Here is a 24,197-nt window from a genome sequence, read left to right as displayed (position 1 = left end):
AACTTTAGACCGAAAAGCCGAAAGCCCGGAACGTTGTCAAAACGTTGCCGGGCTTTTTTGCATCGGTCGAAATCAGCTGTTTCGCTGTTGCGCCGTCAGAGCCTCGAACATCGAAGTGATGTTACTGGCCGTGGCCTTCAGCTTGCCGACCAGGGTGTCCATGTCGTTGTACTTCTTGGTCAACGAGGCCGTCAAGGTCTCGACCCGGCGATCCAGGGCCGCCTGATCGCTCTTGAGGCGGGTCTGGGTCTTGGTCAGCGCAGAGGTCCGCTGGTCGAGAATGCCGCCGGTCTGGGTGAAGGGTTCGATCGCCTTGCCCATGCGCTCCAGCAAGCCGTTGGTACCGGTGAACATCGTCTGGACTTCACCGCTCAGCTTCTTGTCGTTCATGGCCGTGTTGAACTTGGCGGTATCGAAGTTCAACGCGCCCGTCTTCTGGTCGGTGGTAATACCCAGCTGGGCCAGCACCGTCAGCTTGTCGCCGGCGCCCGTCTGGGACAACGGTTCGCGGATCGTCGCCAGGAGCGAGCGAGGCAAAGAGTCACCGGTCAGCTTGGCCGGTATCGTCGGGTTGCCATCATCGTCCAGGGACGGCTTGGTCAGCGCAGTGACACTGTTGGCGACCGCGTTGTAGGCGTCGACGAATTTCTGGATCGAGGCTTTCAGGCCATCATTGTTCGGCGCGACGGTAACGGTTGACGTTCCGTCCCCTGGCACTCCGACCAGGTTCAGGGTCAGTCCGGAAATCGCCGTGCTCACCGTATTGCTTGCGCTGGTCAGCTTCATGCCGTCGACGGAAAACACGGCGTCCTGGGCCAGGGCACCGATAGCGCCCGCCGAGGTGGCCGTCAGCGCAGCACCGTTGGCACCCACGACGTTCGTCCCATCGATCTCCAGCCCGGCGATGCCGCTGACCGAGATGTCGGAACCTGCGCCGGTGGTGGTGGAACCCAGCACCAGCCGCGAACCAAAGGAGTCGGTCACGATGTTGGCGCTCAAACCGGCGGCCTTCATGGACGAGTCGGCGTTGATCGCGTCACGCACCGATTGCAGGGTCGAACCATCCGGCACAGTGAGGTTGTAGTTGACCCCCTTCTGCGCGATGGTCAGCGTGCCGGAAGGGATCGCACTGGTCGTACCGCCGGCGAAAGCCGCCGAGGTGACCTTGGACGCCGTGGCGAGGTTGGTGACCTTGATGGCGTAAGTGCCGTTCACCGCCGTGTTGCTGGCGGTAGCCGTGAGGACACCGGGGACGGAAGAGGTTGCGGCAAAACCCGCGAATTGCGGGGTCCTGGTGTTGCCCAAGTCCTTCATGGCGGTGTTGAAGGCTGCCAGCAACGACTTCAGGGTTCCGACCCCCGAGATACTGTTGCTAGTCGTGGTGGTGGCTCGGGTGATCTGACCTTGCTTGGCAGCCTTGTCGGAATCGACCAGCGCCTTGACGATCTCAGTCGTATTAAGGCCAGAACCCAGCCCCAGGCCAGGTAGAATTGGACTTGCCATGAGGAACTCCCTTCAGTGTGTCGCCGGCCTTTTGACCCCTACAACGCCCAAAAGTACATAGCAACGAAATTCGTGCCGATTGTCAGGCTTCAGCGCTGAACAACAAGCTGTTTGCATCATTCAAACTGTTCGCCAGTTTCAGAACTTCTTCGTTCGGGATCTGGCGAATCACTTCACCGGAACCGCTGGCGATGACTTTGACCACTACTTTGCCTGAAGGCTCATCAATAGAGAACTCCAGATTACGCTTGACCGACTGGACGAACTTCTCGATTTCCTGAACGGCCTTCTTGAGTTTGTCTTGCTCGGCAGCAGCGTCCTTGGGAGTTTCCTTGACCGGTGCCACGGAAACAACATCGGCTTGAGGCTTCTCCACTGGCTTGTCGGCCACTGTAGGCGTCGGCTTCGCCGCTGGATAAGACAAGTTCAGCTTCACGCTCATATCCATGTCCATCACCTCTTGAACGGAAAAAGCGAGAGAGCACGCATGCGCACTCCCCCGCTAAAACTCATCCAGCTATTACTGAAGCAGCTTCAGTACAGCGGATGGCAGTTGGTTGGCCTGGGCCAGAACCGAAGTCGACGCTTGCTGCAGAGTCTGCTGCTTGGTCAGTTGTGCAGTTTCAGCAGCGAAGTCGGTATCTTGTACGCGACCCAGTGCAGCACTGGCGTTTTCGTTGATGTTCTGCAGGTTGGAGATGGTGCTGGCGAAACGGTTCTGAGCAGCACCGAGGTCGGCACGAGCACTGTTGATGGTGTCGATCGCGCTGGTGATTGCGTCCATTGCGGCCGAGAAGTTGGTTTCAGCAGTAGCGCTGTCGGAACCAACGATGGTGATTGCCGAGTCAACACCCAGGGCCGCGGCGTCGAAGCTGGCGCTCAGGGTCAGGGAGATCTGGTTGTCGGAACCGGTGTTCGAACCAACCTGGAAGGTCATGGTGCTAGCAGTACCGTCGAGCAGGTTCTTGCCGTTCAGGTTGGTGCTGTTGGCGATACGGGTCAGTTCGTCGCTCATCTGCGAGAACTCTTTGTTCAGAGCGATACGGTCATCTGCGCTGTTGCTATCGTTACGGGACTGGATGGCCAGTTCACGCATACGCTGCAGAATGTTGGTTTGCTCTTGCATCGCGCCTTCAGCGGTCTGCGCCATGGAGATACCGTCGTTGGCGTTTTTGATTGCCATGGTCTGACCGCGGATTTGCGAGGTCATACGGGTAGCGATCTGCAGGCCGGCGGCGTCGTCTTTGGCGCTGTTGATTTTCAGGCCGGAAGACAGACGAGTCATCGAAGTGGAGAGAGCGTCGGAAGCACGGTTCAAGTTCTTCTGAACGTTCAGCGAAGTAGTGTTGGTGTTTACTGTTAAAGCCATGACGAATTCCTCGTTGGTTGGGTACTGCGGCTTCCGGCCCTTTGGCAACCGCCGGGGTGTGGCCTAGAGAACCTTCGTAATAGTTATCGTCGGGTTGGGAACTTGCTTGAGGGCTTTTTTCAAAAAATTTGCTAGCAGACTGCCACCCCTTGATAAACAAGGGCTTAGCGTGGAGCGAAGCGCTGAAAAATGGCGTCAAAAACCTGAGCCATGAAATCGCAGGCAAAAAAAGTGGGAGCGGGCTTGCTCGCGAAGGCGGTGGATCAGCTTGTATCTGTGCTGAAGTACCGACGCCTTCGCGGGCAAGCCCGCCCCCACATTTATGTTCCGGTGTGAATCAGTCGCGATAGAGAATCGCCGATCCCCACGACAGGCCCACGCCGAAACCGCTGATCGCCACGCGCTTCCAGTCGGCATCCAGCACGTGCTTCTCCAGCAGCAACGGAATGCTCGACGATACGGTGTTGCCGGTCTCGACCATGTCCTTGATGAATTTCTCGGGCTCACCCTCGAAACGGCGCGCCACGGCATCGACAATCGCCGCGCTGCCCTGGTGGATGCAGAAGGCATCGATGTCGCTGGCTTGCAGCGAGGATTCATCGAGCAGCTCGTGCAAATGGGCCGGCACTTTCAACAAGGCAAAATTGAACACCTGGCGGCCGTTCATGAAAAACACGCCGTCGCTGACCTTCAAGTGCGGCGCGCCGGAGCCGTCGGTGCCGAACTTGGACTTGCCCAACTGCCAGTTGGCCCCTTCGGCCATCCAGGTGGCCGTGGCGGCATCGCCGAACAGCATGGTGGTGTTGCGGTCTTCAGGGTCGACGATCTTCGAATAAGGGTCAGCCGTCACCAACAGGCCGTTCTTCAGCCCAGCGGCCTCCATGAAGCCTTTGAGAGCGTAGATACCGTAGACGTAGCCCGAGCAGCCCAGCGAGATATCGAATGCCGCCACGTGAGTCGGCAGCCCCAGCTTGTCCTGCACGATGGCCGCGGTATGGGGCAGCCCTTCTTCGTCACCGTTCTGGGTGACCACGATCAGCGCGTCGATGGACTCGCGCGACAGCTGCGGGTTGTTGGCGAACAAGGCGTTCACGGCTTCGACACACAGGTCCGAGGTTTCCTGGTCGGCGTCTTTGCGCGGCAGGAACGCCGAACCGATCTTGCCAAGGATGAACTCCTCATCCTTCTCGAATTTGGCACCCTGAGCGTAGTTATCCACGCCAGCGGTCGGCACGTAACTCGCTATGCTTTTTATGCCAATCATCATGGCTTCCCGATCATAAACTGCGACTAGGTTCCACCCCCAAAAGCTCAGGGGCGCTTCAAAATGGTTGATTTCCAAGGGCGCAGGCCATTGCCAGGCAAACGAACGGGCCTCCACTCCGCGGAATACAATACAGTGAAGATGCACTTTATGACCTATGCGTCACGCCGTTTTGTCCCGCAGAGGCATTTTTTCATGACAAACGAAGCCGTGTCATTGCCCGCGTCCGTCAGAGACTGCGGGCAGGCATCGGGTGATGAGTGGGGTACTTCGGCAAGTGCGCCGGCAGGTTCACCCTGCCGACGCTGAGCAGCGAGGTCAGGCGGCAGGTTCGTCGAGCAGTTCGGTCCACGGTACGTTGCGCACCGGTCCCAGGGCGAAACCCGCACCTTGCAGCGACAGGTTGGCGTTGTAGAAACGGTCCTGAGCGAACGCCCCGGACCACTTGCCACGCAGCGCCGCAAGCGCCTCGGGCGTACTGGCCAGCACGCCGGACTGGATGACCTGCACATGGGGCGTCCAGACCGTCAGGTAACCCGCCTGGCCCACCCTGAGGCACAGGTCGACATCCCCCAGGGCCTCGTCGAACAGTCCGCTGTCGATGCCGTCGGCCGCGTTGAACAACTGCCGGGAAATCATCAGGCAGGCGAACGACACCGCCGAACAGTTCTGCTCGACCACCAGCCTGTTCATGTAGCCCTTGGCGGTTTTCGATTCGCCGATGAAAGGCGAGCCCACCTCGTCATTCAAGCCCAGGATCAAGCCAGCCTGGCTGATACGCCCATCGCGCTCGATCAGCCTGGCGCCGACCACACCGACTTCCGGACGCAAGGCCTGGTTGAGCAACGACTCGATCCAGTTGACGTTGAGCACCTCGCTGTCGGCCGCCAGGGTCACCAGATAGTCACCCTTGGCCTCCTGGCTGACGGCGTTGATCAACGACCCCGTTGCGACGCCGGGTTCGATCTCCAGTAACCGCACCCGACTGGCCTGATGCCCCTGGCCACCGAGCCAGGTGCGCAGCGTCGCGTGCTCGGCCGCCACGAGCGGAACCAACACCTCGTAGCGCTGATACCGGGTGCGTTGCAGCACGCTGAGCAAGCAGCGCTGCAGCGGCGTCAGGTCGGTGATGCCATGGACGATGATCGACACCATCGGACGCTCGGCAAAGCGGTAGTCGATCTTGTGTGTCCCCGGCACCGACGCGCTCACATCGGCTTGATAACCACGCACCGCCAGGTGACGCAGCAACGTCTTGCGTTCATCGGCGTTGTCTTCCACCGCCGGCGCCTGACAGGTCAGCAAAGGCTCATCCAGGTGGGCAAGCCCTTCCAGGCCGTCCTGCTCGATCAAACGCAACAGCAGGTCGAACTCCATCGCTTGCTTGAACTCGCGGGAATAGCCGCCGAGCCTGACCAACGTCTCGCGGCGTACCAGCCAATGACGGGCCATCAAGGCCGGGGCGTTCAGCAGCAAGTCGAGGTTGAACCCTGGCCGGAACACATCGGCCAGCGTCCCGTCGGGCTGACGTTGGAACTCATCCATTGCCACAGCCTGGCACTGTGGAGCGCCCAGCAATTCCACACCCGCGCGGAACAGGCCGCCCGGCGTCAGCTCATCACCGGCCTCGGCCATGACCATCCAATCGCAATCGCTTTGGCTGACCACCTGGTTGATCTTGTCGACGTAGTTGCTTTCGTTGACCTTGACGAAATGCAGGACATTCTTTGACGTGGTCTCGGCCGGCAGATCGCCGGTGGTAAACACAACAATCTTGAACGCCCGGCAATAGCCATTGATGACGCTGTCGAACGTCGCCTGCATTTTGAAGATGTCGGCGTCCAGGTCCAGGATCAAAATGCCGAACGTCGGGCCACCGTTGCGGGCGGCCAGGTATTTGGAGACTTTCCGGGCGTCACTGGCGCTCGGCTCACGCGCTTCGAGCCAGGCCAGCAATTGGCCGGAGCGCGTGGTGTCGAACAACCTCGCAGTATTTTCAAACGCCGCCGCCTTGAGCCGTTGGTCCCAGGCCTGGAGCATTTGCACGTAGCGCTTGTCACCCTTGGCCTGCATGAGTTCGAGCAGTTGCTTGATCAGGTCCTGGTTGAACGCATAGCTGAGGAAAGCCCTCGCCAGTTGTTCATCAAGCGGCTCGGCGCTGGCATTGCGTTGGGGGCGAGACAGCTCCTTCTGCTTGAGCATGACCGCTTCCAGCTCCCTCAACTGCACCTGCCCGCTTGGCGCCGCATGAAGCAGGAATTCCAGGTCGGTGAGTTCGTCAAAGAACGCCCGGTTATAGAAAGGCATCTCGACGTATTGCGTCGGTTCGAACCGGCGAACCGATTCGCCACGCCGCGAATCCCAAGCAGACTCCAACAGCTTGCCAGACTGCGGCACCGAGCGCTCGGCCAGTTTCTTCACGATGGTTTTGGCGTGCTCGCGCGTCGAGGCTCCCGCACCCAATGCGCTAGCCAACGTCGTGGCCAGGCGTTCCTGTTCGGCGGCCGCGCGCAGGTCCTGGGAACCCGGCACTGCGGACGGGCTTCGCGGCGGCGCCACGCGACCGCGTTCATGCACACCGTACGGAATGTCCAGCAGGCGCACCGAGGCTTCGCTCACCACACCATAGGTATGGCCGGCTTCCTGCAATCGTGACTCAAAACCGGTGGGCAACGACGCGTAGCTGCGCCGCAGGGTTTCAGTGCGCACGAGGGCATTGGCCAGCGACGGGCAATCATCGGCAAACGCGGCCAGTCGCGCTTCGGCCGATGCTCCGCGGTAGTCATCACAGCCCTTGCGGTCGAGCAAGTAGTAGTCGACACGATCGGCGTGGGCCTCGAACGCCAGGCTGTAGCCTTGGCAGGCACTGTAGTCGGGGTGTGCCTCAAGGAACTGCAACGCCTGCTCGAGCGCTTGGGGCAGCAGGAAATCCTCGGCATCGGCCACTGCCAGGTAAGGCGTGGCGACGCGCTCTACAGCCTGGCGAACCTTGTCGCCGAAACCCGTGGCCGTGGGTGCATGCAGGTATTGCACGCCTGGGAACGCTGCCGTGATGTCGCCGCCGGGTTGGCTGGACGAGTCGATGACCAGCACGGCGAATGAACCGTCGCGGTAGTGGTGCAACGCCCGCCGCAGGGCAGTCGACTGGTCGTGAGCGAGCAGCACCAGGGTCAACCGTTCATTCAACGGCGCAGACGATCCTGTTGGGACATTGCTTTGCATATTCATTCCTTAACGAGTGGGTGACCGCATCAGCGACACCGGGAGTTTCAAGGTTGAAACCCATCAATCCGGCAGCCAGCCGTTGGCCCAGTACTGCAGGTTATCGCCGCGCAAGATAAAGTCGCGCAGCACCACTTCACGTAATTCGTCGCCCATCCGGTAACTGGCAATCGGGTCTGCCAGGTGCATGCGGATCGCCTCCAGCCATTCTTCGCTGCTGTTGGTGAGAATCCGCGTACAAGGCAAATGCCCCCGGTAAGCTTCGGTATCCGAGCAAATGACCGGATAGCCACACGCACCGTACTCCAGCAGGCGAAGGTTGCTCTTGCAGTCATTGAAAACATGAAACTCAAGCGGCGCCAGGGCCAGGTCAAGGTTCAGGCTGGCAAGCTTTGCCGGATACGCCGCCAGGCTCACGCCAGGATGGAACTCATGGATATAGGGCTTGAGCAGATCCGGGCACATGCCGAAGAAAACCCATTCGACTTCGTCAGCCAGTTCACGCACGACATCTGCAATGAGCTCCAGGTCGCCACGGTGGCTGGTGCCGCCGCCCCAACCGATACGCGGCTTGCTGGAGGTGGCACGCAGGCTTCTGAGCTGGTGCCACAGGCCGGCCGCCAACATGTTCGGCACCACGCGGATATCGTGGTGCATGCTGGACAAGACGTCCGCCAGCGGATGGGTGGAAACCACCACCCGATCACACTGGGCGATCCCCCGGCGTAGCAAGTCTTCGAGGTTGTCCGGCATATTGCGACGGTGTTCGTTTTTTTCCGGGACGTTGGCGATGTAGTCATCCAATTCGTAGATGCGCATGGCCTTGGAGTAATTCTTGACCTGGGCGATGTCCTTGAACTTGCCCACGTTATAGCGACCTTGAAGCACGATCACATCGGGTGACTGACGCTCGATATCGATGATCGAAGGCGTATCGTAGGCAACACGTCCCACGATCCGCCCTGCCGCTTCCAGTTCGAACAACGGCTGGCTGACACGGTAGTGCCCCACCGCCGAGGTATTGACCGCCATCCCCAGGATCGAAGGCACGTTGCGGGTAATCAAGGGATTCCAGCCGGTGCGGGGTCCGGGTTCGAGGCTGAAGCTTTTCCCGGTCAGGGTCAGGTTACGGTTGTAGGCAGGATCATTGGCGATCCTGGGCAACCAGCGCTGATAGAACGCCTCCTGTTCGAGCTCCAACCGCTGCTTCCAGGAGGCATCGCGACTGGCTTCCACGCCAGACGCCAGCACCACGTCACTGTAAGGGGTGGTAACGATCAGGTAACCGTTTTTCCCGACCTGCTGGCACAGTTCCAGGGCATTGATGCGCTGCGTCGTGATCGACTCATCGAACCCACCGGTCTCCTCCAGCACCTGCTTGCGCACCAACAGGCAGTGATCGCCGACAGCGCTCCAGTTCTGCACGGTCTGCAAGCGTTGCATATAGCCGCCTGACGTGACCGACTCGTTGACAAAGGCCCTGCCCGCCAGGCCACCGAGCCCCATGATCATGCCGGAATCGATGACCCGCCCTTGCTGGTTGAGTGTGCGGGGCCCGACGATGCCAACCTCGGGACGCTGCCCATGATTGAGCAGCTCGTCCAGCCAGGCGGCTTCCAGCACGATGCAATTGGGGTTGAGCAACAACAGGTATTCACCGCGGGCCTGCTGCACGGCGAAGTTGCGGATCACGGCTTCGTTGTCGCTTCCCGGGTGGGTGAATATTCGCAGGGTGTCGCTGCCCAATTCGGCCATTGCCCGCAACCAATGTTGCAGCTCGGCGTTCTCGCTGGCGTTATCGACGATGATGATTTCGTAGTGCGGATACGTGGTCGTGCTGATCAGGCTGTTGACGCAGCGTTCCAGCGCGCCCAGGTCATCCTTGACGCTGATGACGATCGACACCAGCGGCCGCTCGTCGAACAGATATTCGATGCGCGGGATCAACGCCAGGAGCGGCCCCGGATGCAGCCGGTGCGGTACGCCGATGCGCTGCAGGTGAGCGCCGACCAGCCGGGCGTTCTGCTCGATGACCTCGGGCAGCGAGAGCCATTGGGCGAACGAGAACATCGACTCGACCTGGACCTCGGGAATATGCCCAATGACTTGCGGCCCGTCCGTTTCCACCAGTCGCCAGACCAGGTCATGGGGGGCCAACTCGCCCAGGCTCGGATCGAACCCACCCGAGGCCAGGAATCGCTCGCGCTCGAACGCCAGTGTCCGACCGACATAGGGATAGCCGCGCATGAGGTCGACGTTGAAGTCGGGCTTGAAGATCGGCTCGGCCGATTTTTCATCCACCAGCGCGCCTTCATCGCTGTAGAGACAGACCGCACCCGGCGAACCGACAATCCGGTCGGCCATTATCAACAGCGCCGATTCGGTCAGGCGATCGCCGGCCTGCAGCAGGTAGAACCAGTCGGCACCGTCCAGCTGGGGCAGCAAGCCATTGAGCTGCTGCGCCCAATCTGCTTGCAGCCCAAGGCGCAGGACATGGTTGTCCAGTGACTGGCGACCATTGGACAACACCAGCACCGATTCGCAGGCATAGGCCTGGGCAGCAATACTCTGCAGGGTAATCCCCAGCGCATAGGCATCGTCCTGCGCGTCGATGATGACGGGGACTATCCTCGGACGATAGGCCCAGCGGGCGATCTGTCGAGACAGGACTTGCTTGCGCAATGGGCTGAAACGCCGGCACTCCAGCCACTGCACGTAGAGGTCTGCGTAGCTTTCGATGTCCGTACCGACTTGCGAACCGATAACGCCCTGCCGGGTCGCAATGATCGAGTAGACGTTGACCTCCTCCCACTCCGGTGCCCCCGGCTCCTTGGGCTGCCCCAGCGTCTGGTAACGCACCCAGCCACTGGCGGGCGCCGGCTCGCCACTGCGCTGGGCGAGCATTTCCTTGAGCCATGTCAGTTCCACCGTGGCCGCATCGAGCATCTTGGGCTGACGCCCCAGGCGATCCGGATGCAACCGCTGGCCGCTGCCCTCGGCATAAAGCTGGACCAGGTTGCCGCGGCGCAACAGGCAGATGAACAGGGCGAAATCGAGGACAGCCTCGAAACCTTCACCGGCCCGCGCCAACGCGGGCAGCAAGGCCTCGGCATCGGTGCGGCGCATTAACGCACCACTGAAGCCGCCGAGAATATTGCGGGTGGTTTTTTCAAAATACGCCAGCATGTCAGTGCCGTTGAACAGCGCATCGAACTGGGTGATGCCGGTGTTTTCCAAGCGGATCGGCAAGGCGTAATTGTCGGCATCGATCAGGTGATGCTTGCTGACCACCAACGACACTTGCGCATGCTCCTGCAGCATCGCCGCCTGCTGGCTGACGCAGAGCGGCAACAACTGGTCGTCATCGCACAGGAACTTGATGAATTCGCCCCGGGACTCTTCAAGGCAGCGCAACAGGTTCTGCTGGAATCCCAGCCGCTGCGGGTTACGCAGGTAGCGCACGGGGACGTTGGAACCCGCGCCCAGGGTCTGGACAATCTGCTCGACTTCATCGGTGCGACAGTCGTCGCAGATGACAATCTCCAGGTTCTCGTAGGTCTGGTCGAGCGCACTTTGCAAAGCGAGAGTGAAAAAGCGTGGGTTGAACGCGGGGATGGCAATACTGACAAGAGGAGCTGATTTCACACGCATGGCTCTCAACCGGCGGGCGTCAACTCAGGCGAGAGCAGGACGTCCTGAATCGTATAAGGAGCGAGTCAGGGACCGCGCTGGCGTCACGGTCCCTGCCCCGGATCAGATTTTGTTGAACAGACCCAATTGAGCGATCTTGCTGAACGCCAACTGCGATGCCTGCAGCATAGTCTGCTGCAAGGTCAGGCGCGTCATCACTTCGGCCGGGTCGGAATCACGAATCGCCGACTGGGTCTGGGAGTTGGCCAACACAAAACTCTGGTTGGTGTCGCTCTGGGTGTCGAGGGACTGGCCACGACCACCGACCGAACTCAACGCGCTGGTCAGCTGGTCAGTGCCGCTGGCCAGGTTACCCATGGCCGAAGCCAGCGCCGCGTTCAGTTTCTGGCCGGCGATGTTGTTGCCATCGACGGGCGTTTCCAATGCCGAGCGCAACTGGTTCACGGTGTCCAGGATGTTCTGGGTCTCGTGGGTGTTGACCGCGATGCTGAACTGATCGTCGGCGGCCGGGGCACCGTTGAGCGTGAAGCTCACGCCGGAGGCGGTCGCGACGTTGCCTGCCAGGGTGCCGCTGGATACCGGCTTGCTGTCGGCGGTCAGTGGCGCGGCGTACAGGTCGAAATCCGTGGCACTGGTGAATTTCATCACGGCCGACCCCGACGGGAAACTGGCGTGGTAGGCCACCGGGTCGGTGATGGTGCTGCCGGTGATCTGGGTCGTCGTGGTGTTGCCCGGGCTGCGGGCCGGCGTGAAGCTGTCGGGCTTGGCCGCCAGGGTGAAGGTATGACCAGGCAGCACCGTGCCGGCCGCGTCGCCCGTATGAAGGTTGACGTTCAAGGTCAGGTCGACACCGCGAAAGCTCACGGTCTGCCCGGCCTGGGTGTTGGGGTTGATGACGCCGCCCTTGCTGGCTTCGGCCGTCACGTCGTTGCCGCTCGAATCGGTGATTTTCAACTGAGTGCCGCTGGCGAACTCCACGGTGTACGGTTCACCGCTGCGGAACTGGCTGTTGTAAGTCACTGCGGACGAGACCTGGCCGTTGGTCAACACCACGCGACCATCATCCACCGCTGGCGCAGTCATGGTGACCTGGCTACGGCTGGTGTTGACGGCTTGCTGGAATGCTTCCCAGCCGGTGCTGTTGGTGGCCATGGACATGGTGTCGCCGATCGGCAGGTCCAAGGTGACCTGGTCGCCGTTGTAGCTGTAGGTGCCGTCGTCGTTGCGGGTGAACGGCACGACATCGCCCTTGGAGCCGGCAAAGATGTACTTGCCGTTCTCGTCCTTGGTGTTCATCAGGCTCAGCAGTTGCTCTTCGATCGACCCCAATTCCGAGGCCACCGCCTTGCGGTCGGAGTCGGTGTAGGCGGCGTTGCCGGCGCTGACGGCCAATTCCTTGGCGCGTTGCAGCACGTTGCCGATGCTGGTCATGACCGCTTCGGTGGTGCCCAGGGTCGCCTTGATCGTGGTGACGTTCGCTTCGTATTGCGAAAGCATCGACGCCTGGTTGCCCAGTTGCAGCAGACGCGAAGCGCCCACCGGATCATCGGCGGCCGTGTTCACCCGTACCAGGCTGCTGGCCTCTTCGCTGGTCTTGACCACATTGGCGAAGTTCTTCTGGTAGTTCGCAGCCGTGCTTTCGTAAAACTGAGAGGTAGAAATGCGCATGGGCTACGGGTCCTTAAAGACTGTTGATCAATGTGCTGAAGATTTGTTGCGCAGCCTTGATGATCTGCGAAGACGCGGTGTAGTACTGCTGGAACTTGACCAGGTTGCCGGTTTCTTCGTCCAGGTCCACGCCCGACAGCGAGTCGCGGGCGCTCTTGGCGTTGTTCAGGATGGCGCCGGTGGCGGCGCTGTCCAGCTTGCCCTGGGCGGCCTTGGCACCGACACCTTCCACCAGCTTGCCGTAGGCATCGTTCAGGGAAATGCCCTTGCTGCCGGAATTGGTGTCCACGGTCTTGGCGGTCTGCAAACCGGCCAGGACGGTGCCGTTACGGTTGTCCAGGCTGCCGGCCTGGCTGAGGCTGATGTTGATGCCCGCCCCCTGGGAAGGCGCGCCGGCGATGGACATGTCGAACGAGACGGTACGCTGCACCGGCGGGACGGACGAGTCCATGATCGGGTTGCCGCTGGCGTCCTTGAGTGGAACGCTCAGGCTCAGGGTGTTGCTCTGGCCAGGCTTGATCGTGCCGCTGCTGATCGTGCCGCCCTTGGCATCGAGCAACTGGTAACCCTGGCTCGTGCCGTCAGCGGAGGTCGCGCCGAACACCACCTTGACCGGCATCGAGTTCTGGATGCCGTTCTGGATGATGCTGGTGGTGGCTTCGTCGTAGATGTCCAGTTTGGTGGTCATCGCCGGCTGGCCACTGGCCGGAATGGTCAGCGTGCCACTGCCGCCCGCTGCGATGGCGGCGCCCAACGGCGCGGCAATCGCCAGCCGCTTGGAATCGGTCATCTCGGTCTTGATGCTGCCCGCCGCATTGCGGGTCGGGGTGATCTTGAACGAGTCGCCGGCGGCCGCGGTGCCGTTGGCGAAGGTCAGCGAGAAGCCATCGACCACCGGTGGCGGCGTGGTCGCGGTGTTGAACGCGCCCATCGAGGTGCCATCGGGCAGGCGCTGGACGGTGTAGTCGCTGCCGCTGGTAAAGGTGATCTTGTAGTCGTTGGTGGTCAGCTTGCCGGTGTCCTCGATGGACACGTTGAAGTTGCCGGCGCCGGCGCTGTTGTTCAGGGCGGCGACGCTGCGCTGGCTCATCTGCGCGGCACTGTTGATGCTGCTGAACAGGTTGGAACCGAAGGCACCGTTCTTGTCGATACCCGAGGCCTGGATGCTGTTCATCTGGTCGGCGACGACCAGCGCCACACGGCCCAGCTCGTTCATGGCCGGGTCGAGCACGGTGCTGCGGTAGCGCATCAGGCCACCGATCTCACCGCCGGTCAGCACCTGGGTCAGGTCCATGGAACTGGAGCCACTGTTGAGCTGGATGCCGATGCGCCCCGGATCGTTCTTGTCCGGCACCGCTTGCAGGGTGTTGGTGATGTTGCCCATCACCAGCGGCTGGCCGGAACCGAGGTAGATATCCAGGCTGTTGCCGTTCTCCACGACCTGGGTGCCGGTGAAGGTCGACAGCTGGCGAATGGCTTCGCCGCGCGAGTCCAGCAGGTCATTGGGCGCACCGCCCGAGTTGGAGACTTCGGAGATCTTCTTGTTCAACTGGGAAATGGTGGTGGCCAGGCTATTGATCTGGTCGACCATGTTCGACAGGTTGCCGTTGATGTTGTCGTTCTGCGCGGTCAACTGGCTGGCCACCGAGTTGAAGCGGTTGCTCAGGGCCTGGGCATCGCTGAGCAGCAACTGGCGGGAAGCGTCGTCGCCCGGCTTGGCATTGACGTTCTGCACCGAGGCGAAAAACTTGGTCAGTGCGCCGTTCAGGCCGGTGCCGCTGTCGGACAACAGGGAATCGAGCGGCGTGATCTGCCCCTGATAGGCCGCCGCATCGCTGTTGAGCGAGGTGGTGGTCTTGAGCTGTGCTTCGAGGTAGGAGTTATACACCCGACGCACGTCGGCCAGGGTGGTGCCAGAGCCGATGAACACGTTGCCGTACTGGTTCGACGCCTTGGTCGTCTGCACGGTCTGCTGACGCGAATACCCGGCGGTATCGACGTTGGCAATGTTGTTACCCGTGGTCACCAACGCGGTCTGGCTTGTGGACAGACCTGACATCCCTATATTGAGCAAACTCATGGTTCAGACCTTATAACGTCGTGGTGGCGCCTGCCGATGCGTAGTTCTGGTAACTCGTCATCTGCCGGGCTATATGCGAAATCTTGCGGGCGTAGTTCGGGTCGGTGGCGTAACCGGCCTTCTGCAACTCGCGTACAAACTGTTCGGGGTTATCGGCCGACTTCAGCACATCTTGATAGCGGCTGTTGCTCTGCAACAGATTGACCAGGTCGTGGAAGCTGTCGCGATAGGACGCGTAGGAACGGAACTCGGCCGTCTCCTTGACCATCTCGCCATTGCGAAACTCGCTGGTGATCGCCCGCGCCGAATCGCCTTTCCAGTTCTGGCTCGCCTTGATGCCGAAGAGGTTGTGGCTGCTGCTGCCATCGGGCTGGCGCATGACGGATTTGCCCCAACCGGTTTCCAGGGCCGCCTGGGCCACCAGGTAGCGTGGGTCGACACCGATGCGGTCCGCAGCTTCCTTGGCCATCGGCAACATGGCGTTGACGAATTCGTCGGCATCGCGGAAAGCCTTGCGCGCCGGTGCCAATGGCGGCTGCGCGACGGCACGGCCGTAGACCTGCATGTCCGGTTTCGCGTCGGCCGCCTTGAGCGCGGCCAGCCAGTCGCCGTTGCCCAGCTCGCCGGTCGCCGGCTTGACGGCGGCGACAGCACGATCGGGCAGCAGGTTCTGCGCCGGGGCCTCGGCATTGACCGAGGCCGAAGGCACCAGGCCCGCGAGCAGGCGGTCGGCCAGCTTCGGCGGCAGGGCCAGGCGACGCTGGTTGAGCAGTTCCATGTCGTTGCGATGACCACCCTCGGCGCCCTGCGGCGCACTGACGGCCCGCGAGGCCCACAGTGGACGCTGGCCGCTGGTGCGCGACAACGGGCCGTCCGTGGGCAGGGTGCCGGCGGCAACCGGGGTCGGCACGGCTGCCTTGGTCGCCTTGTCCAGCGCCTCTTGCTGCTTGGCCGCCGACAGCGTGGCCGCTTCGCCCGGGGCCAGCGGCTTGTTCTTGGACATCTGGCGCAACAGCACGTCGGCCAGGCCGATACCGCCGCCTTCGCGGGACATGGAAACGGCCAACTGCTGGTCGTACATTTCCTGGTACTGCTTGGCTTCAGGCGTATTCATCGGATTGTCCTTGCCCAGGGCCTCGGTGGCCGAACGCATGGACTTGAGCATTTCGCCGAGGAACAGCGACTCGAATTCCTGCGCCACCTTGCGCAGGTTGCCATCGCTGTTCTTGTCGCCAACCTTGAGTTGGTTCAAGCGGTTCAGGTCCGAGTAGGACGCCGAGTCGCCGCTGGTCAAAGCGCCCTTGCGCATATCCATGGCTCGACCCTCAGATCACGATCAGGTCGGCTTGCAACGCGCCGGCCTGCTTCAAGGCTTCGAGGATCGCCATCAAGTCGCCCGGTGCCGCGCCGACCTGGTTCACCGCCCGGACGATTTCATCCAGGGTGGTGCCCGGGCCGAACTTGAACATCGGCTTGGCTTCCTGCTCGGCATTGACCCGCGACCGCGGCACGACGGCGGTCTGGCCGTTGGACAACGGACCCGGCTGGCTGACGATCGGGTCTTCGGTGATGGTCACGGTCAGGCTGCCGTGGGTCACGGCGGCCGGTGAAACCTTGACGTTCTGGCCGATCACGATGGTACCGGTGCGCGAATTGATGATGACTTTCGCCACGGCCTGGCCCGGATCGACTTCGAGGTTTTCCAGGATCGACAGGTAGTCGACCCGCTGGCTCGGATCCAGCGGCGCGGTGACCCGGATCGAGCCGCCGTCGATGGCCTGGGCCACGCCTGGGCCGAGCATGTCGTTGATCTTGTCGACGATGCGCTTGGCGGTGGTGAAGTCGGAACGGTTGAGGTTCAGCGTCAGGCTGTTGCCCTGGTTGAAACCACTCGGCACCGCACGTTCCACCGACGCACCGCCAGGGATGCGACCGGCCGACGGAACATTGACAGTGATCTTCGAACCGTCGCGCCCCTCGGCGTCGAAGCCGCCCACCACCAGGTTGCCCTGGGCGATGGCGTAGACGTTGCCGTCGATACCCTTGAGCGGCGTCAGCAGCAAGGTACCGCCGCGCAGGCTCTTGGAGTTACCGATGGACGAAACGGTGATATCCACCTGCTGGCCGGGCTTGGCGAAAGCCGGCAGGTCGGCACTGACCGACACCGCCGCGACGTTCTTCAACTGCACGTTGCCGGAACCGGCCGGCACCTTGATGCCGAACTGCGACAACATGTTGTTGAAGGTCTGCAGCGTGAACGGGGTCTGGGTGGTCTGGTCACCGGTGCCATTGAGGCCCACGACCAGGCCGTAGCCGATCAACTGGTTGGAGCGCACGCCGGAAATGCTGGCGATGTCCTTCAGGCGCTCGGCTTGAGCGGCGAAGGCTGCCGACATCATCAGCGCACCGAGCAACAGCTGTTTAAGATTCAACGGGGCCACCTAGAAAGGGAACTTCGGGCTGAGGAAGAAACGATCGAACCAACCGGGCTGACTGGCATCGGCGAAGGCACCGGTGCCCGAATAGGTAATGCGCGCATCAGCCACGCGGGTGGACGAAACGGTGTTGTCGGTGGCGATGTCGTCGGCACGAACCATGCCGGCGATGCGCACCAGTTCGTCACCGGTGTTGAGGGTCAGCCACTTCTCGCCCCGCACGACGATGATGCCGTTGGGCAGCACGTCGGCGACGGTCACGGTGATCGAACCGGTCAGGCTGTTGCTCTGGCCGGACTTGCTGTCGCCCTTGGTCGCCCGGTCGGCGTTGTAGCCGGCATTGAGGCTCAGGTCGTTGCTGCCGATCGGGTTGTTGGTGGTCAGGCTGGAACCGAACAGCGAGGTCAGGCCGACGCTGGTGGCGCTGGTCTTGTCCATCTGCGAGTTGGCGTTCTTGCTGGCCTGGGTCCGCTCGTTCAGGGTGATGGTGATGATGTCACCGACCCGGAATGCCTTGCGGTCGCTGTACAGGTTCTGCTCGAAGCCGGCCTGGTAGATCGAGCCATTGTTGGCCGCAGCCGGCAACGGTGTACGCGGCAACACCGGCGCGTAGTACGGGTCATTGGGCCTGGGCGTTGGCGCGACACAACCCGCAAGCGCGGTGATCCCACTCAATGCCAGTACAGATACAAAGCGTTTCATGACCCTACCTCTCGGTGTTGCAGGCGACCTACGGGCCGCCCTGTCTACGTAAGTACAGATGTTGGGACGATTACAGATTCTGCGTGACGAACGAGAGCATCTGGTCGGCGGTGGAGATCACCTTGGAGTTCATTTCGTAGGCGCGCTGGGTGGTGATCATGTTGACCATCTCCTCGACCGTGCTCACGTTGGAGGTTTCCAGGGTGTTCTGCAGCGTGGTGCCGAAACCGTTCAGGCCCGGGGTGCCGATTTGCGGCGCGCCACTGGCGGCGGTCTCCAGGAACAGGTTGTTGCCCACGGCCTGCAAGCCGGCCGGATTGATGAAGTCGGCGGTCTGCAGGTTGCCGATCACCTGGGCGGCCGGGTTGCCTGCCACGGTGATGGACACGGTACCGTCGCGGCCCACGGTGAAGGTCTGGGCATCGTTCGGGATGATGATGGCCGGTTCCAGGGCGAAACCGCTGGCATTGACGATCTGGCCATTGGAGTCGAGGTGGAAGGTACCGTCACGGGTGTAGGACGTGGTGCCGTCCGGCTGCAGGATCTGGAAGAAACCGCGACCGTCGATGGCCATGTCCAGCGGCTGCTCGGTGGTTTGCAGGCTACCGGCGTTGAAGTTCTTCTGGGTGCCGACGATGCGCACACCGGTACCCACTTGCAGGCCCGACGGCAGCTCGCTGTCCTGGGTCGACTGGGCACCTGGCTGACGCTTGACCTGGTACAGCAGGTCCTGGAACTCGGCACGATCACGCTTGAAACCCGTGGTCGAGACGTTCGCCAGGTTGTTGGAAATGGTGGTCAGGTTGGTGTCCTGGGCGGACAAACCTGTTTTGGCAACCCACAAAGCCGGAAGCATTCGATTCTCCTCGTACGCCTGATTATCGGCGCGACGCTGTCATTAATAGTTAGATCTGCAAGACCCGAGCCATAGCCTCATCGCCTTCTTTGGCGGTGTTCATCATCTTCACGTGAAGCTCGAACTGCTTGGCCAGGGCCAGGACCGAGGTCATCTCGTCCACGGCATTGACGTTGCTCGCTTCCTGGAACCCCGAGACCAACTGCACGTTGGCATCGATGGGTGCCGGCTGGCCGTCCTTGGTCCGGATCGAACCGTCCAGGCCCTTGGTCATGTTCTTGAGGTCCGGATTGACCAGCTTGATGCGGTCCACCTCGGCCATTACCCGCGGGCCTTCGCCCATGGCGCGGATGCTGATGGTGCCGTCCTGGCCGATTTCGATCTTCTGCTCCGGCGGCACGGCGATGGGACCGCCGTTGCCCATCACCGGCATGCCGTTGCCGGCCCGCAGCACGCCCAGGGCGTCAACATTGAGGCTGCCGGTGCGCACGTAGCTTTCACCACCGTCGGGATTCTGTACCGCCATCCAGCCCGGACCGCTGACCGCCACGTCGAGGTCGCGACCGGTTTCCACCAACGCGCCCGGTGTGAAGTCCGTGGCAGGTCGCTCGGACATGGCAAACGCCCGCGCCGGAAAGCTGTCGCCGAACACCGGCATCGAGCGCGCCTGCTCCAGGTCTTTCTGGAAACCATTGGTGGAAATGTTCGCCAGGTTGTTGGCATGGGCCCGTTGCGCCAGTGCGTTCTGGCTGGCGCCGGTCATTGCCACATAAAGGTACTTGTCCACTGTCGTTCCTCTGCATGCCGGACGTTTGCCGTCCACTGCTGTGTTGCACAGCCTTAAGCAATTTGCAGACCAACTTTTTTCTGGCGGGCCAAGGCCCGGTAAACAAAGGGCCTGGGGGATTTACAGAGGATAGGTTGAGGGTGTCGAAGTCGAAAAACCGGCGGTGTTATGCCGCTAGGTGGCAAGGCCTGGCACCTGGCCTGATGCCAGGCGCCTCATCGGCTGGCGGAGGTCAGGCCTTTGCCAAGGCATCGCCCAACACACCCACCACCTGCTCCTGGTGCTCATGGGTCAAGCCGAGCCACATGGGCAAACGCAACAGGCGCTCGGAATAGCCGTCAGTCACCTCCATCGACCCCTGCACGCGTCCATAACGCAGGCCACCGGGCGATGAATGCAGCGGCACGTAATGGAACACCGCGTAGATGGCATGTCGCTTGAGCTCTTCGAGGACGGCCTGGCGCTCGACGCCCGGGGCGAGGATCACGTAGTACATGTGCGCGTTGTGCTGGCAGTTTTCAGGCACTATCGGACGCCGCAGCGCCCCTTGCCGCTCAAGCGTCGCCAGCGCCGCATGGTAATTGTCCCAGAGGGCCAGGCGGCGGTTGGTGATGGCTTGCGCCTCTTCCAACTGGGCCCAGAGGAACGCGGCCGTCATTTCCCCCGGCAGGAACGAGGAGCCCACTTCCTGCCACGTGTACTTGTCTACTTCACCCCGGAAGAACCGGCTGCGATCGGTGCCTTTTTCCCGGATGATCTCGGCCCGCAACGCCAACGCGGGATCATTGACCAGCAAGGCCCCGCCCTCCCCCGAAATCACGTTCTTGGTTTCGTGAAAGCTGAAGGCCCCCAGGTCACCGATACTGCCCAGCGCCCGCCCCTTGTAGGTCGACATCACACCTTGCGCGGCGTCTTCCACCACGGCCAGCCCATGCCTGCGGGCAATGGCCAGGATCTCGTCCATCTCGCAGGCCACGCCTGCGTAGTGCACAGGTACGATGGCCTTGGTCCGTGGCGTGATCGCCGCCTCGATCAGGCGCTCGTCCAGGTTCAGGGTGTCGGGCCGCACATCGACGAAGACCGGCACCGCGCCGCGCAACACGAAGGCATTGGCGGTGGAGACGAACGTATACGACGGCAGGATGACTTCATCGCCAGGCTGGATATCCAGCAGCAACGCCGTCATTTCCAGGGCCGCGGTGCATGAATGGGTCAGCAGGGCCTTGTTGCTGCCCGTTTGCGCCTCCAGCCAGCGATGACACCGCTTGGTGAAGGGGCCATCGCCGGCGAGCATGTTGCCGAACTTGGCCTGGGCGATGTAATCCAGTTCCTTGCCGGTCATGTAAGGGCGATTGAAGAAGATCGTTTCTTTGCTCATTGCAAACTTCCCTGGATGGGCATGGTCATGGGTGGCGCGCAGGACAAAACCTCAAACCGCACTGATCCGCCCACCTATCTGGCTGCCTGTATCAAGATTTTCATAGAAGTACGGAGTGAATCCGGCTCGCTTCATCGCCTGCTGGGTTTCAACGATGTCGTATTCAACCCGGTGCAGCTCGAACGCCTCACCGTCCCAGGTGGCGAAACCGGCCCGAGCGTCACCATCACGGGGCTGGCCGACTGAACCAGGGTTGCAGTAGACCTTGCCTTCGCCGCTCCACAGGTACTGGACATGAGTATGGCCCGAGGCGAAGTAGCGGCCAGGCAAGGGCGAAAAATACGCCTGCGAAGGTCGCACGTACTCATCCAACGGATCGTTCCAGCCACCGTGGACGATGCTCACCCCCTGTTGGTTCGAGCGCTGCGCAAGCGAGCCCAGCCAGGCCAGGTTCTGCGCCGTGACGACGCCTTGCTGGTAGTCCAGGCAGGCATTGGCGCTGTTGGAACGAGGGCATCGCTCGTGCTTGGCCAGGTACCAGTCGTGGTTGCCCATCACCGAGAAGACGTCCCGCTCGCGCAGGGCGTCGCAGCATTCATTGACCTGGCTGTAGTAACCGGCGGTGTCGCCCAAGCAGATGATCTGTGTAACACCCAGTTCGTCGAGCTTGGCCAGCACTGTCCGAAGGGCGCTGTAATTGCCATGTACGTCAGAAATGATCCCGATCATAGACAATGAAGTCCTCTATATAACGAACAGCGAAACCACTGCGCAGCGTAGGCCGGGCCAGCGTCTTGCCGTGCAGGTAATAGTCCAGGCACATGGCCGCCTCGTTGTAGCCGAATGCGCGGCGTATCGAACTGGTCGAGGAGATCCGCGGATTGATCTCCAGCAGGCTCCAGGAACCGTCGCCGCCACGCCGGAACTGCAAGTTGGTCGGCCCCTCAGGCTTGAAGGCACGGCATAACCTGACCACCACCTGTTCCAGCGAATCGTCCTGATACACCCAAGCCTTGGCGGTGGAGCCATCCGAGGCCAGGCGGCGCTGGAAGGCAATGATCGGCCCGGGGTCGCCGCGACCGTCGCCAAACGCCGCCACGGTGAACTCGTCGGCCGCGCTGCCAATGATCGGTTGGGCCATGAGGTACTCACCCAGCAACGGCGCGTGAGGCGTGAAGTCGCGCTCCTCGCGAACCCAGACCAACCCCTTGGAAGCGTAGCTCCTGCGCGGCTTGAGCAGGAACGGCAGGCCCAGCGCGGCCGTGAGCGAATGAAAGTCCCCGGACAGCAGGCTGGGAATACGGCAGGCATCCCCCAGCGCCACCAGCGCCTGGTCCATGGCCCATTTATCCCGGGAAAGGTCGATCAGGTGCGAATTGTTGAGCACCACCCGGCAGTCAAGCGTGGCCAACAACGCGCGGTTGTCCGACAGCCAATGGAGGTCCTGTTCGATCCCCGGAATCAGCAGGTCAACCTTGTGCCGGGCCAGGGTGTCGCCCAGCCATTGGCCATATCCCGGGTCAGCGGTCAGCGGGGCTTGCTCGAATGCATCGCTCCAGGCGCGCCCGACAGCGTCGTCGTAGATATCGGTGCCGATCAGCCGGACAGAGGCATCCGCCGCACGCAAGGACTTGAGCAGGCCATAGCCCATGATGGCCCCTACGCCAGTCACCATGACGGTCTTCATGCCAGGGTCTCCCGGTGCGCTCGCATCAACTCGAATCCCTGGCGAATGTCGATTCGCGGGGTGAAACCCGTTTGCTCGTGGAGCGCCTGCAAATCGTCGAAGGGCGGCAGGTCGGGGATGTCGTTTTTTTCCGCCAGGAAGCGGACGTCCAGCGGCTTGCCAAATGCTTCGAACGCGGCCTGGGCGATCTCGGAAAGACGCGGGGATTGCGGATGGCCGCAGTTGAACAGCCCTGTAATGCCGTGGGTCGCTACCCGTGCGCAGAGCTCGGCAAGGTCGTTCAGGTGCAGGTAGTTGCGCTTGGCGTCGTTGCGGCCATACAGCTCGACGGCCTGCCCGGCTTGCGCTTTGTCGGCCATGGCATACAACAGCGGTTGATGAGACCGGCACTGCTCGTCACTGCCGTAGACCTGGCTGATACGCAGGATGCTCAACGCCATGCCGCGCTCCTGGCAATACAGGCTCGCCACTTCCTCGGCATGGCGCTTGGACAGCGAGTAGATGCCAAAGTAGGGATCCGTCACCTGGTCGCAGGCTGAACGCGACGACAGCAAGATGAAATGGCGGGCCCCGCATTGTTCCGCCAGGCGACAGGCCGCCAGCGTACCCACGCTGTTGACCAGCTCGGCGCGAACCAGCTCATCCGGCTGGCGCCCGCCGAAATCGGCAGCGGCCAACACGACAACGTCGAAGCGCTCATCGCAGGCGACGGGCGCCTGGGCACTCAAGTCGAAGGCGATGTCGGCATCCCGGCGCCCCGCCAACCTGACCTGGCCATGGCGCGACAAGCCGCGAGCAACCGCCTGGCCGATGACCGAGGTACTTCCGATGACCAGGCTTCTCATGACGCAGCGACTGTCGCTTCGAGCATGAGCGCGCAACTGAGCTCCGGGTAATCGATCCCCACGGTGCACATGGCCTGGACGATGTCCGCCCCCAGGTTCAATTCCTTCAGTTGACCGGTGGTGAAAGGCTTGAGGAACACGCCTTCCTTGCGCACCACCTCAAGCCCTGCGGCTTGCAGCTCGGCCGTCAGGGACTGTAGCGAATAGCTGCGCACATGACCCAGTTCCAGATCGCCGCTGCCCAGCGCCATCATGTCGTCAAGCAACCCGGCAGCATGGCCGAAGCGCCGATGCAGGGACTCGCCATTGGGCACCAGCACGAAGCAACGCCCCCCCGGCGCCAGGAAACGCTTGAACCGTTGCAGCACGACCTGCGGATCATCGACGTGCTCAAGCACGAAGCCCATCACAATGAGATCGAAACGCTGGTCGGTGTCGAAGGTCTCGAAATAACTTTCGACAATCTCGGCCGGGCTGTCCGGGTACTGGGCCTTGAACTGGGCGATCACCGAGGCGGAGCCGTCGATGACCGTGTGTTTGCTAAAGAACTTCGAGAAGCGATGGGTACTGAAACCATGGCCCACGCCGAGCTCCAGCAGGCTTTGCGCCTGGGTGCACAGCGCCATGATGCGTTGGGGATACCAATTGAGAATGATGTTGTTGTCATACGCATAGCCAAAGCTGTCGCTGTAGGCGGCGATGAAGGTATCAAGATCGTTGCTCATGTCACTGCACTCCGCTGGGCGGCCA

At 61.8% G+C, this 24,197-nt stretch carries 18 protein-coding genes; all 18 read right to left on the bottom strand.

The window, feature by feature from the left end; translation table 11 throughout:
- Nucleotides 1-72: 72 nt before the first annotated feature.
- Nucleotides 73-1,503 (bottom strand): flagellar filament capping protein FliD, encoded by a 1,431-nt coding sequence (gene fliD / locus V3H56_RS07695; RefSeq protein ID WP_047737639.1) that lies wholly within the window; start codon nucleotides 1,501-1,503, stop codon nucleotides 73-75.
- Between the two features lie 82 nt (nucleotides 1,504-1,585).
- On the bottom strand, nucleotides 1,586-1,951 hold the full coding sequence (locus V3H56_RS07690) for a flagellar protein FlaG (protein WP_047737641.1): 366 nt from the start codon (nucleotides 1,949-1,951) through the stop codon (nucleotides 1,586-1,588).
- 72 nt (nucleotides 1,952-2,023) lie between these two features.
- Nucleotides 2,024-2,872 (bottom strand): flagellin domain-containing protein, encoded by an 849-nt coding sequence (locus tag V3H56_RS07685; protein WP_042729463.1) that lies wholly within the window; start codon nucleotides 2,870-2,872, stop codon nucleotides 2,024-2,026.
- Between the two features lie 337 nt (nucleotides 2,873-3,209).
- Complete coding sequence (locus V3H56_RS07680; protein ID WP_042729478.1) at nucleotides 3,210-4,136, bottom strand: ketoacyl-ACP synthase III; 927 nt, start codon at nucleotides 4,134-4,136, stop codon at nucleotides 3,210-3,212.
- 318 nt (nucleotides 4,137-4,454) lie between these two features.
- A complete protein-coding gene (locus V3H56_RS07675) occupies nucleotides 4,455-7,358 on the bottom strand; it encodes a TIGR00180 family glycosyltransferase (RefSeq protein WP_047737643.1) in 2,904 nt (967 codons plus the stop codon).
- Nucleotides 7,359-7,421: 63 nt separating this feature from the next.
- On the bottom strand, nucleotides 7,422-11,003 hold the full coding sequence (locus V3H56_RS07670; RefSeq protein WP_047739512.1) for a glycosyltransferase: 3,582 nt from the start codon (nucleotides 11,001-11,003) through the stop codon (nucleotides 7,422-7,424).
- Nucleotides 11,004-11,111: 108 nt separating this feature from the next.
- Nucleotides 11,112-12,677, bottom strand: a complete 1,566-nt coding sequence (locus tag V3H56_RS07665) for a flagellar hook-associated protein 3 (RefSeq protein ID WP_042729465.1) — start codon at nucleotides 12,675-12,677, stop codon at nucleotides 11,112-11,114.
- 13 nt (nucleotides 12,678-12,690) lie between these two features.
- Complete coding sequence (gene flgK / locus V3H56_RS07660; RefSeq protein ID WP_047737644.1) at nucleotides 12,691-14,757, bottom strand: flagellar hook-associated protein FlgK; 2,067 nt, start codon at nucleotides 14,755-14,757, stop codon at nucleotides 12,691-12,693.
- A 10-nt stretch (nucleotides 14,758-14,767) separates the two neighbouring features.
- Nucleotides 14,768-16,072: a flagellar assembly peptidoglycan hydrolase FlgJ gene (gene flgJ, locus V3H56_RS07655; protein ID WP_042729467.1), complete on the bottom strand. Its 1,305-nt coding sequence runs from the start codon at nucleotides 16,070-16,072 to the stop codon at nucleotides 14,768-14,770.
- 10 nt (nucleotides 16,073-16,082) lie between these two features.
- Entirely contained in the window at nucleotides 16,083-17,156 is a 1,074-nt protein-coding gene (locus V3H56_RS07650; protein ID WP_161796106.1) for a flagellar basal body P-ring protein FlgI, read from the bottom strand.
- Nucleotides 17,157-17,198: 42 nt separating this feature from the next.
- On the bottom strand, nucleotides 17,199-17,894 hold the full coding sequence (gene flgH, locus V3H56_RS07645; RefSeq protein WP_042729469.1) for a flagellar basal body L-ring protein FlgH: 696 nt from the start codon (nucleotides 17,892-17,894) through the stop codon (nucleotides 17,199-17,201).
- Between the two features lie 70 nt (nucleotides 17,895-17,964).
- Nucleotides 17,965-18,750, bottom strand: coding sequence for a flagellar basal-body rod protein FlgG (gene flgG / locus V3H56_RS07640; RefSeq protein ID WP_042729470.1), 786 nt, complete (start codon nucleotides 18,748-18,750; stop codon nucleotides 17,965-17,967).
- A gap of 49 nt (nucleotides 18,751-18,799) precedes the next feature.
- Nucleotides 18,800-19,537: a flagellar basal body rod protein FlgF gene (locus tag V3H56_RS07635; protein ID WP_003199043.1), complete on the bottom strand. Its 738-nt coding sequence runs from the start codon at nucleotides 19,535-19,537 to the stop codon at nucleotides 18,800-18,802.
- A gap of 232 nt (nucleotides 19,538-19,769) precedes the next feature.
- Nucleotides 19,770-20,915, bottom strand: coding sequence for a dTDP-4-amino-4,6-dideoxygalactose transaminase (rffA, locus tag V3H56_RS07630; RefSeq protein WP_042729471.1), 1,146 nt, complete (start codon nucleotides 20,913-20,915; stop codon nucleotides 19,770-19,772).
- Between the two features lie 51 nt (nucleotides 20,916-20,966).
- Nucleotides 20,967-21,644 carry a metallophosphoesterase family protein gene (locus tag V3H56_RS07625; protein ID WP_042729472.1) on the bottom strand — a complete coding sequence of 226 codons (678 nt, stop codon included), beginning with the start codon at nucleotides 21,642-21,644 and terminating at the stop codon, nucleotides 20,967-20,969.
- Complete coding sequence (locus V3H56_RS07620) at nucleotides 21,625-22,602, bottom strand: ATP-grasp domain-containing protein (RefSeq protein WP_042729473.1); 978 nt, start codon at nucleotides 22,600-22,602, stop codon at nucleotides 21,625-21,627. The genes V3H56_RS07625 and V3H56_RS07620 overlap by 20 nt, the downstream gene beginning before the upstream one ends.
- Nucleotides 22,599-23,447, bottom strand: a complete 849-nt coding sequence (locus tag V3H56_RS07615; RefSeq protein WP_042729474.1) for an NAD(P)-dependent oxidoreductase — start codon at nucleotides 23,445-23,447, stop codon at nucleotides 22,599-22,601. Before V3H56_RS07615 ends, V3H56_RS07620 begins: the two co-directional genes overlap by 4 nt.
- Nucleotides 23,444-24,172, bottom strand: coding sequence for a class I SAM-dependent methyltransferase (locus V3H56_RS07610; protein WP_047737654.1), 729 nt, complete (start codon nucleotides 24,170-24,172; stop codon nucleotides 23,444-23,446). Before V3H56_RS07610 ends, V3H56_RS07615 begins: the two co-directional genes overlap by 4 nt.
- Nucleotides 24,173-24,197: the final 25 nt, after the last annotated feature.

Source organism: Pseudomonas sp. MS646 (genome assembly GCF_036693845.1).
GTDB lineage: Bacteria > Pseudomonadota > Gammaproteobacteria > Pseudomonadales > Pseudomonadaceae > Aquipseudomonas > Aquipseudomonas chlororaphis_E.
This window is presented reverse-complemented; position numbering and strand designations above follow the sequence as displayed.

Excerpts from the sequence above, each read along its gene's own strand:
- fliD (WP_047737639.1), bottom strand. The coding sequence starts at position 1,503 with ATGGCAAGTCCAATTCTACCTGGCCTGGGGCTGGGTTCTGGCCTTAAT.
- V3H56_RS07690 (WP_047737641.1), bottom strand. The coding sequence starts at position 1,951 with ATGGATATGAGCGTGAAGCTGAACTTGTCTTATCCAGCGGCGAAGCCG.
- V3H56_RS07685 (WP_042729463.1), bottom strand. The coding sequence starts at position 2,872 with ATGGCTTTAACAGTAAACACCAACACTACTTCGCTGAACGTTCAGAAG.
- V3H56_RS07680 (WP_042729478.1), bottom strand. The coding sequence starts at position 4,136 with ATGATTGGCATAAAAAGCATAGCGAGTTACGTGCCGACCGCTGGCGTG.
- V3H56_RS07675 (WP_047737643.1), bottom strand. The coding sequence starts at position 7,358 with ATGCAAAGCAATGTCCCAACAGGATCGTCTGCGCCGTTGAATGAACGG.
- V3H56_RS07665 (WP_042729465.1), bottom strand. The coding sequence starts at position 12,677 with ATGCGCATTTCTACCTCTCAGTTTTACGAAAGCACGGCTGCGAACTAC.
- flgK (WP_047737644.1), bottom strand. The coding sequence starts at position 14,757 with ATGAGTTTGCTCAATATAGGGATGTCAGGTCTGTCCACAAGCCAGACC.
- flgJ (WP_042729467.1), bottom strand. The coding sequence starts at position 16,072 with ATGGATATGCGCAAGGGCGCTTTGACCAGCGGCGACTCGGCGTCCTAC.
- V3H56_RS07650 (WP_161796106.1), bottom strand. The coding sequence starts at position 17,156 with ATGATGTCGGCAGCCTTCGCCGCTCAAGCCGAGCGCCTGAAGGACATC.
- flgH (WP_042729469.1), bottom strand. The coding sequence starts at position 17,894 with ATGAAACGCTTTGTATCTGTACTGGCATTGAGTGGGATCACCGCGCTT.
- flgG (WP_042729470.1), bottom strand. The coding sequence starts at position 18,750 with ATGCTTCCGGCTTTGTGGGTTGCCAAAACAGGTTTGTCCGCCCAGGAC.
- rffA (WP_042729471.1), bottom strand. The coding sequence starts at position 20,915 with ATGAGCAAAGAAACGATCTTCTTCAATCGCCCTTACATGACCGGCAAG.
- V3H56_RS07625 (WP_042729472.1), bottom strand. The coding sequence starts at position 21,644 with ATGATCGGGATCATTTCTGACGTACATGGCAATTACAGCGCCCTTCGG.
- V3H56_RS07620 (WP_042729473.1), bottom strand. The coding sequence starts at position 22,602 with ATGAAGACCGTCATGGTGACTGGCGTAGGGGCCATCATGGGCTATGGC.
- V3H56_RS07615 (WP_042729474.1), bottom strand. The coding sequence starts at position 23,447 with ATGAGAAGCCTGGTCATCGGAAGTACCTCGGTCATCGGCCAGGCGGTT.
- V3H56_RS07610 (WP_047737654.1), bottom strand. The coding sequence starts at position 24,172 with ATGAGCAACGATCTTGATACCTTCATCGCCGCCTACAGCGACAGCTTT.